At 61.1% G+C, this 10789-nt stretch carries 11 protein-coding genes; 3 read left to right on the top strand and 8 right to left on the bottom strand.

All coding sequences use genetic code 11. The features are described from left to right. Positions 1 to 174: 174 nt before the first annotated feature. The 3 genes from AC2FLZ_RS20900 (at position 175) to AC2FLZ_RS20890 (ending at position 2676) form a co-directional block, all read left to right on the top strand. Positions 175 to 1041 (top strand): hypothetical protein, encoded by an 867-nt coding sequence (locus AC2FLZ_RS20900; protein ID WP_157707899.1) that lies wholly within the window; start codon positions 175 to 177, stop codon positions 1039 to 1041. Between the two features lie 97 nt (positions 1042 to 1138). Then, on the top strand, positions 1139 to 1384 hold the full coding sequence (locus AC2FLZ_RS20895; RefSeq protein ID WP_025059995.1) for a helix-turn-helix domain-containing protein: 246 nt from the start codon (positions 1139 to 1141) through the stop codon (positions 1382 to 1384). Beyond that, on the top strand, positions 1384 to 2676 hold the full coding sequence (locus AC2FLZ_RS20890) for a type II toxin-antitoxin system HipA family toxin (protein ID WP_496743635.1): 1293 nt from the start codon (positions 1384 to 1386) through the stop codon (positions 2674 to 2676). Before AC2FLZ_RS20895 ends, AC2FLZ_RS20890 begins: the two co-directional genes overlap by 1 nt. Before the next feature lie 586 nt (positions 2677 to 3262). Here the strand turns inward: AC2FLZ_RS20890 and AC2FLZ_RS20885 are convergent. The 8 genes from AC2FLZ_RS20885 to groEL form a co-directional block, all read right to left on the bottom strand. Continuing rightward, positions 3263 to 3742, bottom strand: a complete 480-nt coding sequence (locus AC2FLZ_RS20885; RefSeq protein ID WP_157707897.1) for a DUF411 domain-containing protein — start codon at positions 3740 to 3742, stop codon at positions 3263 to 3265. A 39-nt stretch (positions 3743 to 3781) separates the two neighbouring features. Next, the gene (locus tag AC2FLZ_RS20880) at positions 3782 to 6115 is read right to left on the bottom strand and encodes a heavy metal translocating P-type ATPase (RefSeq protein WP_496808646.1); all 2334 of its coding nucleotides are present in this window, start codon (positions 6113 to 6115) and stop codon (positions 3782 to 3784) included. A 64-nt stretch (positions 6116 to 6179) separates the two neighbouring features. After that, positions 6180 to 6863: a TVP38/TMEM64 family protein gene (locus AC2FLZ_RS20875; RefSeq protein WP_496808647.1), complete on the bottom strand. Its 684-nt coding sequence runs from the start codon at positions 6861 to 6863 to the stop codon at positions 6180 to 6182. Position 6864: 1 nt separating this feature from the next. After that, positions 6865 to 7251 carry a DUF302 domain-containing protein gene (locus tag AC2FLZ_RS20870; protein ID WP_496808648.1) on the bottom strand — a complete coding sequence of 129 codons (387 nt, stop codon included), beginning with the start codon at positions 7249 to 7251 and terminating at the stop codon, positions 6865 to 6867. A 16-nt stretch (positions 7252 to 7267) separates the two neighbouring features. Continuing rightward, positions 7268 to 7393 (bottom strand): hypothetical protein, encoded by a 126-nt coding sequence (locus tag AC2FLZ_RS20865; protein ID WP_268888901.1) that lies wholly within the window; start codon positions 7391 to 7393, stop codon positions 7268 to 7270. 395 nt (positions 7394 to 7788) lie between these two features. Beyond that, complete coding sequence (gene nhaA / locus AC2FLZ_RS20860; protein WP_496808649.1) at positions 7789 to 9099, bottom strand: Na+/H+ antiporter NhaA; 1311 nt, start codon at positions 9097 to 9099, stop codon at positions 7789 to 7791. Between the two features lie 287 nt (positions 9100 to 9386). After that, complete coding sequence (locus AC2FLZ_RS20855; RefSeq protein ID WP_263720905.1) at positions 9387 to 9521, bottom strand: hypothetical protein; 135 nt, start codon at positions 9519 to 9521, stop codon at positions 9387 to 9389. Positions 9522 to 9626: 105 nt separating this feature from the next. After that, positions 9627 to 10789: chaperonin GroEL (gene groEL / locus AC2FLZ_RS20850; RefSeq protein WP_496882713.1), on the bottom strand; the 1163-nt coding region annotated here is incomplete at its 5' end.

Raw genomic sequence — 10789 nt, 5'->3', positions numbered from 1 at the left:
GTACCGGAATCGAACCGGTGTACACGGATTTGCAATCCAGAAAGAGCGTAAGCAAAAACAACGGCTTATGGGTGCAAAACACCTCCTGACAAAAAGTGAACAAAAAGCGAAAGTTTCAACGCTGTTTGCGTGCCAGAATGCTCACAAAATCGTTTCTAACCTTGGGATAATTCGATGAGTTGGGCGGTTGCAAATGAATGCGCAGAGCGTCGCTTCGGCAGCGCCGCGCGCAAGCAGATCATCATGTTCCTGGCCGATAAGGCGAGCGATGATGGCTCAGGCATCTGGTGCTCCAAGGGGACCATCCAGCGCCACACTGAGCTCAGCGAGAGCACGGTGAAGCGCACCATCATCGACTTCCTCCGCGAAGGCATTTTGATCGAGACGGGGCGGCGGCAGTGCAAGAACGGCTACACCGTCATTTACCGCATCGTTCTGGAACGCGTGGCCGCGCTCGAGCCCACGGCTGAGCCCGACATCGAGACGGGGGTCACTGTGAACCCCGTCCAGCCTGAACCCGGCACGGGGTCCACGGTGAACGGGGTACGGGGTTCACGGTGGACCCCAAACCATCCTAAAACCATCCATAAACTACCTACGCGCAGGCGCGAGGCGGCGGAGGTGGAGGTTGAAGCTCTTGAAACTGAGAAGATCTTGGCGGCGTATCCCGAGGACAGGATCCGAGACCGGCGGACCAGTCTGCGCCTGATCGCTGCAGCATTGAAAGCCGGTGTGGAGCCCGATGACCTGAAACATGCGGTCAAAGCCTATGCGAAGGAAAGCGAAGGATACACGCGCAGCAAGGTCTGCTTCTCAGACAACTGGTTCAAGATGTGCCGATGGGAGAAGGGGCTTGCCCAGATACAGGCGGACCGGGAGAAGGCGCGAGAGGCCGAAGCCAAAGGTCGCGCTAGCCTCGCCGAGTGGATCCGTGAACGCCACCCTCTTTGCCGCCACATTACAAACCGGCAGATTGAGGGCTTGATCTCGTCAAAGCTGGTGACGCCCGAGCAGGTGCGCGCTGCGGGGCTGCAGGCATAAGTGCGGCTCGATTGTTACGCCATGGCGTAAAAAGTAGATATTTACGTTGCAGCGTAATTTGTTTTAATTTACGCTGTGCCGTAAAAGGAGCCACATCATGGACCTCACAGCACGAACGGCCGAGCAGATCGGCGAGGCACTTCGCCGGACGCGCAAAGCGCGCGGCTGGACCCAAAGCGACATCAGCGCGCGTACGAATTTGCGCGTCGCGACGATTTCGTCGCTCGAGAATGGCGACGCGGGAGCCAAGCTCGCCACAGTGCTCGCTGTTATGGCGGCACTTGGGCTTGAGTTCCGATTGGTGGAACGCGGTGGCTCGCTTGAGATTGAGGATATCTTCTGATGGCCAAACACGGGCGTAGCGGCACGATGCAAGTGCTTCTGAACGGACGGTTGGTGGGGGCTTTGCGTCTCGCTGGTTCAGGCGCGATCAGCTTTATCTATGATCCGGAATGGTTGGCATGGGAACATGCCATGCCCATCTCGCTTTCGCTGCCTTTGCGTGAAGTGGCACACCAGGGCGGCCCTGTTATCGCCTACTTGGAAAACCTGCTGCCGGACAATCAGGCGATACGCGAACGCGTAGCCGCTCGGGTGCGTGCAGGCGGTACGGACGCCTGGCACATGCTGGAGAAAATCGGGCGCGATTGCGTAGGGGCCTTGCAGTTCGTTTCGGGCGAGATCCCCGAGTTTGGCGCACTCGAGGGAGAGCCCGTTTCAGAGGCACAGGTTGCGGATATGTTACGCAACCTCGCAAACGCTCCGCTAGGCTTAGATGAGGAAGACGACTTCCGCATTTCTATCGCAGGGGCGCAGGAAAAAACGGCGCTGCTACGCCACGAGGGCGCGTGGATCCGTCCATCGGGGCTCACCCCAACAACCCATATCCTCAAGACGCAGCTTGGCGTTCTGCCCGCAGGGATCGATTTGTCTGACAGTGTTGAGAACGAGTTTTTCTGCATGAACCTCTGTCGGGCCATGGGCATGGATGTGGCTGAAGTCGAGATTGCCGACTTCGAGGACGTGCGGAGCCTTGTTGTGACCCGGTTCGATCGGCGCTGGACCAAAGATGGCCGGTTGATCCGCCTCCCGCAGGAAGACTTTTGCCAAGCGCTCTCAGTCCCACCCAGTCAAAAATACCAAATGGATGGCGGGCCAGGGATCACCGAAGGGATCGGGCTGCTGCAGGGCAGTGATGACCCTGACGAAGATCAACGCGCCTTTTTCCGCGCGCAGGTGCTGTTTTGGTTGTTGGGCGCGACGGACGGGCACGCCAAGAATTTCAGTATTGCATTGCGCCCTGGCGGTTTCCTTTTGACCCCGCTTTATGACGTGCTGAGCGCACAAAAAGCCGTGGATGACGGTCAAATTCGCCAAAACCGGATGCGTCTCGCGATGGCGGTCGACGGGCACTATCGGATCAATGAGGTGGTGCCGCGCCATTTCCCGCAGGCTGCGAAGGCGGCAGGTTTTGGTGTGGCGCTGGCGGAAGAGGTCTTGTCGGGCGTCGCGTCTGAGCTTGAACCCGCCTTGGACAAGACACTAGCAGACCTGCCGGATGGGTTTCCACAGCCTTTGGCAGATGCCATTGCTGCTGGCATACGACGTCGGGCGATTGCCTTTCATGCCGTATGATCCGCAGATCATATTTCCGTTTTATGGTCGGTAGATCATATCGAGTGGCAGGCCGAGTTCCTGCAACAACACGTATGTGGATCCAGGGAACGCCGCAATTGTTAGGTCGCAGAGGCCCCACTCTATTCGATGCAGCGGGTTTTCCATGTGATGGGCGGCAATGCGGACCTTAAGGTGGATTGCAGCGAAGGCTAAGTGAGAGCCCATACTACCGAATGCTGCGCTCTGCACCAAGGTCTGTAATCCGGTTCGAAGCGGTCGTTCGAAGACGTGCTATGCGCCTGTTCAGTGATGGATGGTGGCAATTCCGGTAGAATATCAGTGGCTTGCGCGGTGTCGTGTGCAGTGTGTGTTCATGTTTAGATCGCGTGATTTCGCACTCCTTAGCGGGTGTTTCGATGCGCTGGCACAGATTGGACTCTTCGGGGCCTCGTAGTGTTCATCGGGGACGAGCAATGGCCAAGGAGTTGGCTTTTCTGCCGGACGGATCCGCCAACGCCGAGATTCTGAGCGATTACGCCGTGATGCGGGAGCAGGCACGCCTGTGTTCTCGTCCCTGATCAGAAGCGGAATCGCAGCTTCAAGGTCACGCGGCAGCGTAGCAGGTGAACACCTCGGTCGATCCGTCGCGCTGGATCAGGAACACGTCATAGGCCTCGCGCTCGCTTTCCGGCCCCATCCCGGGCGAGCCGTAGGGCATGCCGGGCACTGCGAGGCCCACCGCGTCGGGGCGTTCCACCAGCAGACGGCGAATGTCGGCAACAGGGACGTGGCGCTCGATCATGTAGCCATTCACGCGCCCCGTATGGCAGGAGACCATCTCCTGCGTGATGCCGTTGTCCAGCTTGTAGCGCATCAGAAGCGTCCCGGCGCTCGCCTCGGTCGTTACGGCGAAACCATCGTTTTCGAGTATCTCGATCCAGGCCGAGCAGCAGCCGCAGTTCGGATCCTTCATCACGTGGATCGCCGGACCGGCGCCTAGCGCCAGGGTCCTGAAGGGCGATGCAGCCACCAGCGCGGCGCCGCCAATCAGAAGCGTGCGGCGGGAAAAAGCGTTCTGGGTCATCTGCGTTTCCTTTCGAGTTCGCATGTATGGACTGGCAGGTCAGAGATTGACCCGCCTGAGCCGTAGGGCGTTGGTGATCACCGAGACGGAGGACAGGCTCATGGCCGCCGCCGCGATCATCGGCGACAGGAGAAGGCCGGTGACGGGGTAGAGCAGTCCTGCTGCGATGGGGACACCAAGCGCGTTGTAAGCGAAGGCGAAGAACAGGTTTTGCTTGATGTTGCGCAAAGTGGCGCGTGCGAGCTTGCGCGCCCGGACGATGCCCATCAGGTCACCGCCCAGCAGGGTGATGCCGGCGCTTTCCATCGCCACATCCGCGCCCGTGCCCATCGCGATGCCGACATCCGCGGCGGCCAGCGCGGGCGCGTCGTTCACTCCGTCGCCCGCCATTGCGATCTTGTGGCCCTCTCGACGCAACTGGTCGATAAGGACCTTCTTGGCTTCGGGCAGCACGCCCGCCCGCACCTCGTCGATCCCGAGCTTGCCTGCCACTGCCTGCGCTGTGCGCTCGTTGTCGCCCGTCGCCATTATCACCCTCAGACCCTGGGCATGAAGTTCGCGGATCGCCTGTGCGGTCGAGTCCTTGATCGGGTCGGCGACCGCCACGATGCCGACGAGCGCGCCATCGAAAGCGACGAACATCGCCGTCTTGCCCTCGGCGCGCAGGGTGTCGGCGTGCGCCTCGGCCGCACCCGTATCCAGACCCATCTCCCGCATCATCGCCGCGTTGCCGAGCGCCACCGCACGCCCACCGACGCTGCCCTGTACGCCCTTGCCGGTGACGGCACCGAAGTCCGTGGCCTCCTGACGCGGGGCACTCTGCGTCTCGGCTCCCTCGACGATCGCTTCGGCCAGAGGGTGCTCCGAGCCGCGCTCCAGCGCTGCGGCCAGCGAAAGCAGGTCGGTCTCGGCGATGTCGCCAAGCGCCATAAGGTCCGTCAGCTTCGGCTTGCCCAAGGTCAGAGTGCCGGTCTTGTCCACGATGAGCGTATCGACGGCCGCCATGCGTTCCAGCGCCTCGGCGTCCTTGATCAGCACGCCCGCCTGCGCCCCGCGTCCTGCTGCCGTTGTGATCGAGATCGGCGTCGCAAGCCCAAGCGCGCAGGGACAGGCGATGATCAGGACGGACACCGCCGAAGCGATCGCGAAGACCAGCGCGGGCTCGGGGCCGACGGTCAGCCAGACGATGAAGGCGACGACGGCTATGGCGACCACGGTCGGCACGAATACCGCCGACACCCGGTCAGCCAGACCCTGGATCGGCGCGCGCGAGCGGCGCGCGTTCGACACCATCGCGACGATCTGCGCCAGCACGGTGTCGGATCCGACCTTTCCCGCCTCCATAACCAGAGAGCCATTCTTGTTGATCGTCGCTCCGGTCACCGCATCGCCCGGGCCTTTCTCGACGGGCATCGACTCACCCGTCAGCATACTCTCGTCAAGCGACGACCGGCCCTCGATCACCGTCCCATCGACCGGGACCGCATCACCGGGTCGCACGCGCAGCCGGTCTCCCTCCATGATGTTTTCCAGCGGCGCGTCATATTCGGTACCGTCTGGCAGGATACGCCGCGCCGTCTTTGGGGCGAGATCGAGGAGCGCGCGGATCGCATCCCCGGTGCGCTCGCGTGCGCGCAGTTCGAGAACCTGGCCCACGAAGACTAGCGTCACGATCACAACCGCCGCCTCGAAATACGTCCCCACGCCGTGCCCCATCCGGTACTGTTCCGGAAACACCCCCGGCAGGAACGTGGCGACGAGCGAGTAAAGGTATGCCGCCGCCACGCCGATGCTGATCAGCGTCCACATGTTCGGGCTTCGGTTCACGATCGAATCCCAGCCGCGCCGGAAAAATGGCAGCGCCGCCCAGAATATGATGGGCGTGGCCAGCAGAAACTCGAGATAGCTGGCCGTCTGATGCCCGATCCAGTCGCGCACCGGCAGCGCCACCAGTTCACCCATCGTCAGGATAATAAGCGGCACCGCGGCGGCAGCCGAGATCCACATCCGGCGTGTGAAGTCTGTCAGCTCCTCGCTGGGCTCGTCGGAGGGCACCATCGGTTCCAGCGCCATGCCGCAGATCGGGCATGACCCCGGCGCATCCCGAACAATCTCGGGGTGCATCGGACAGGTGTACTGGACGTTGGCCGGTGCGGCCTTCTTTTGTCCGGCGGCCCTTCCCGAGGCATAGAACCACGGATCCGCCGTGAACTTCGTCTGGCATTTCTCCGAACAAAAATGGAAGGGCTCGCCCTGGAACTCGGCGTGACGTCCATCGGGCCTGACTGCAACCGTCATCCCGCAGACCGGGTCCTTCGCCGTCTCGGCCACCGAAGGCACGTCGGGCGACGCGTGGTTGTGATCGTGTTCCATGGTTGTCGGCCTTTCGGTTTTTTCTCAGCTTGCGACCTCCAGCGGTTTGAAGGTCAAGCCCTTTTCAATCTTGGTCGGGAACGCACTCTTCAGGCTTACTCCGCATCGCCACCCAGAGCAGCGGTAAGCCCGTCACGAGGCCGAGACCGAGCACTGCCCAGGTCGCTCGCTCAAAGTCTCCGCTGACCGCCTCACCCCCGAAATGGGCGAGCAGGAAGCTTGCCGGAATGATGCCGGCCAGCGTCGCGAGGGCGAACCGCCAGGCGTGCAGGCGGCTGAGCCCCGCAGCGTAGCTGATCATGTCGAAGGACACGAAGGGCATCAGGCGGCTGGCGAAAACCGTCGCCGTCAACGCGGTCTGCGAGCCGAGCAGCCCGGCATCGACGCGGTCACCAAAGACCCGCCGCAGGATATCATGCCCCAGAATCCGTGCGAGGCCGAACGCGATCAGTGCTCCGAGTTCCGCGCCGATCACGACCAGAACCGTTCCCCAAACATGCCCGTAGGCCGCACCGGCGGCCAACGCGATCGGCGCGCTCGGGATCGGACTGGCTACAACCGCGAGGGTCATAAGCGTGACGATGAGGACCGGCCCCCAGATCCCGGCGCGCGCCACCAGCATTTCCAGACGCTCGCCGCCCATCAGGCCGCGTGCCTGGTCAAAAGCAGAAGGCGCGAAAAGCCAGGCACCGAGCACGGCGATCCCGAGGATCGCCATCACCACGAGGATGATTGCGCGCAACCCCACCTCAGATCGAGGCAACGGCCTTCGCGAGAAGGTCTCGGACCTGGCCCGCAACAGCCGTAAATTCGCTGTTCTCGATCGCCTGCATCGACGCAACCGGGTCGATGGCGCTGACCTCGACGGCATCCTCGACCTCGCGCAGGATGACGTTGCACGGCAGCATCGCACCCACACGCGGCTCGATCCCGATGGCGTGATGCGCCATCTTCGGATTGCAGGCTCCGAGGATGCGATAGGCCGGCATCTCGACATCCAGCTTCTTCTTCATCGTCGCCTTGACGTCGATTTCGGTCAGAACGCCGAAACCCTGATCCGCCAGCGCCTTGCGCGCACGAGAGTCAATGTCGTCGATACCTGCGCCGGAGATCACGCGATTGATCGTGTAGGTCATTGCGAAGTCCTTTTTCCTATTTCCGAAGATATTTGATCAGCGCCGCTATGGCCAAAACCACCAGCACAAGGATCAACAGGCCGAACAGCCAGCCAAACCCCATCCCGAAACCCATTCCGAAGCCCATGTCGTTCCAATTCATCTTCTCGTCCTCCTAGGTTGCACCCCTAAGGGTCGCCCAATAAACAGCCCTCACTACTGCATGCGCAGTATAACATAGGCTCGGTGTCTGGACGGCGGGGCGCCCTGTCCGGCTTGCGCCTATTGTCGAAGAAGTTTGATCGGTGCCTCTATGGCCACGACCACCAGTACGAGGATCAGCAGGGCGCAGAGCCAGCCAAGGCCCATACCGGTTCCCGTGTCGTTCCAATTCGTGTTCCCTTCCTTACGGGCAGTTGCTGCACGTTGCGCTGCGTCGTCGGCTGTTGCAGCAACATTGGGCAGAAAAGCATCTCAGAACTGATCGGCGTCGACATCGACGATGGATAGTAAGGGTACATGAACGAGGTCGCGCAGCGCATCGGCTGTGTGTTTTCGTCACCTCATTCGCAATGTGAGCCAAATCAGAAGCGAGATGCCGAGTATCGCCGAAAGCGCCGATCCGCCGAGAATACCCAACTTTGCCGCATTCAGGACGTAACTGTCGAATGCGAGGCCTGCGATGAACAATGACATCGTGAAACCGATCCCAGTCAGAAAAGAGCCAGCCAGAATGAAAGGCCACGACAAGCCCGGCGCGAGTGCCGCTAGGCCGGATCGTACGGCAATCCAGCCGAACACGAAGACGCCGATCGGTTTTCCCAACACCAGGCCGACAATGATCGCCAGCGAGACCGGTTGTACGAAATCGACACCCTCAACCTTGATGCCGGCATTTGCCAGTGCGAAGATCGGCATGATTGCAAAGCCGACCCAGGGGTGCAGCATCATCTCGAGCCGTTCGACTGGTGAGAGCGACTCAGTGACCGCTCTGCCGGCTTGACGCAGGTCGCGGTGGCTTGCGGCATCTCCATGTCGACGATCGCCGGCCGGAACGGCGAGTACCCGCCCAAGGATTGCACGCAGGCGGGCATCGCTCACCCATATGCGCGTTGGCGTCATCAGGCCCAGAATGACGCCTGCAATAGTCGCGTGGACGCCGGAAGCGTCGAAGCATAACCAGACTGCCGCTCCCAGAAGGAAATAGACCGGTACGCTTCTGATCCCGAGGCGCGACGCGCCTGCGACGATACCAATCCCCAGAAAGCCCAATCCGAGAGCCGACCAGTTCAACGCCTCACCGTAACCGAAGGCGACCACAAGGATTGCGCCGACGTCGTCAAAGATGGCCAGAGACAGCAGGAACAATCGCAAGGTGGGCGGGATCCGGCTTCCGAAGAGCGCCAGGCACCCGATCACGAAGGCCGTATCGGTTGCCATCACGGTTCCCCAGCCATGTATGCCGGGCTGGCCGGACATCAGCACAAGATACAGAGAGACCGGCACGACCATGCCACCCAGGGCGCCTGCGAACGGCAGGGCGGCCTGTCGAGGGTTTCGCAATTCGCCCAGCACCAACTCGCGCTTGAGTTCCAGAGAAAGCACGAAGAAGAAAAGGGTCATCAGACCGTCGTTGATCCAGTGCCGCAGAGAGCGGGTGAAATCCAACGAGCCGAATGTGAGACCGATGGGGGTCTCCCAGAAACGCAGAAAGCCTTCTTGCCACGGCGAGTTGGCCAGCCCCAAAGCCAGCAGAACAGCCAGGAGCAGGAGCCCACCAGCTGCCGCTTCGATCTTCAGGAAGCGTGCGAATGGTTTCGTTATGCTGTCGGCTGCCTCGTGGGGCAGGCCTTGATGAGTATCGATCACGGGAGAAGCATACCTTTTCGGGTCGACAGAGTCTTTGTCATCGCAACGCGGATGCGTTGACCACGAGACGCAGTTGCCGGCGCCTCAGCCGCGTCGCGTACGGCTCAGGCGGCAAGCGTCCGGGCCCCCGCGAATGAAAGAAATCTCCGGTGCTTCTCGTCTCATAGGTGCAGCCTTGCGCAGCGGAAGCTCTGCCAAAGTGTTATGCGCGTCGTCTCCCGCCGCCATCAGGCTCCGTATTCAGTGATAGCCAATATTCACTGATAGCCAATCACTTGGCCCTCTACCTATTTCTTCTTGTGCTCGCCTAGATTGGTCAAGGTTTTGCCCTTCGTGAAGTCGGCTGTTGCAACGACCTTTTCCTTCACCTTCTTAGGCTTTTTCGCTTCGCGGTTGCCGCGTTGCTTGTTGCCTTTGGTCATTTCCGTTTCTCCTATTGTGAATTATTGTGCTGACTAGATCGGTGTTCATGTCCATCGGGAATGTGATTTCTCGTCCCGAGGCTCCTGCGCACAGGCCCCGCCCATTCACATCATTCCGCCCATTCCACCCATATCGGCCATTTCGTTACCGGCGCCGCCCTTTTCGGGCTTTTGCGCGACCATCGCCTCGGTCGTGATCAATAGCCCGGCAATGGACGCGGCGTTTTCCAGTGCGATCCGAACGACTTTCGTCGGATCGATAACGCCGGCCTTCAGCATGTCGACGTACTCCTCGGCTTGCGCGTCGAAACCGAAGCTCCGGCTGTCGTTCTCGATGACCTTGCCAACAACGACCGATCCGTCGACCCCGGCATTTTCGGCAATCTGGCGCAATGGTGCCTGGATCGCGCGCCGGACGATCTTGATGCCGGCATTCTGATCGCCGTTCTCGCCCTTCAGCGTCGCCAGCACCTTGCCGGCATGAACCAGGGCCACGCCGCCGCCGGGCACGACACCTTCCTGAACCGCAGCGCGGGTGGCGTTCAGCGCGTCGTCGACGCGGTCCTTGCGCTCCTTCACCTCGATCTCAGTTGCCCCGCCGACCCGGATCACGGCAATGCCGCCGGCAAGCTTGGCGAGCCGTTCCTGCAGCTTCTCCTTGTCGTAGTCCGAAGTGGTCTCCTCGATCTGCGCCCGGATCTGGTTGACGCGCGCCGCGATCGCGTCCTTGGCTCCGGCACCGTCGATGATCGTCGTGTCATCCTTGGTGATTGTGACCTTTCTGGCGGACCCGAGCATGTCCATGGTGACATTCTCCAGCTTGGTGCCCATTTCCACGGAAATCACCTGACCGCCCGTCAGCACGGCTATGTCTTCCATCATCGCCTTGCGGCGGTCTCCGAAGCCGGGTGCCTTGACGGCCGCCACCTTCAATCCGCCGCGCAGTTTGTTGACGACCAGCGTCGCCAGCGCCTCGCCCTCGATATCCTCGGCCACGATCAGCAATTGCTTCTCGGCCTGAATCACAGCCTCCAGCAACGGCACCATGGATATGAGAGAGGTCAGCTTTTTTTCGTGAAGCAGTACGACGCAATCATCCAGCTCGACGACCATTTTCTGAGCATTCGTGACGAAATAGGGGCTCAGATAGCCGCGGTCGAACTGCATGCCTTCGACCACTTCGGTCTCGGTCTCCAACCCTTTGTTTTCCTCGACGGTGATCACGCCTTCCTTGCTGACCTTGGCCATCGCGTCGGCGATCTGCCGAC

Source organism: Ruegeria sp. YKSF131, from assembly GCF_059612645.1.
This window is presented reverse-complemented; position numbering and strand designations above follow the sequence as displayed.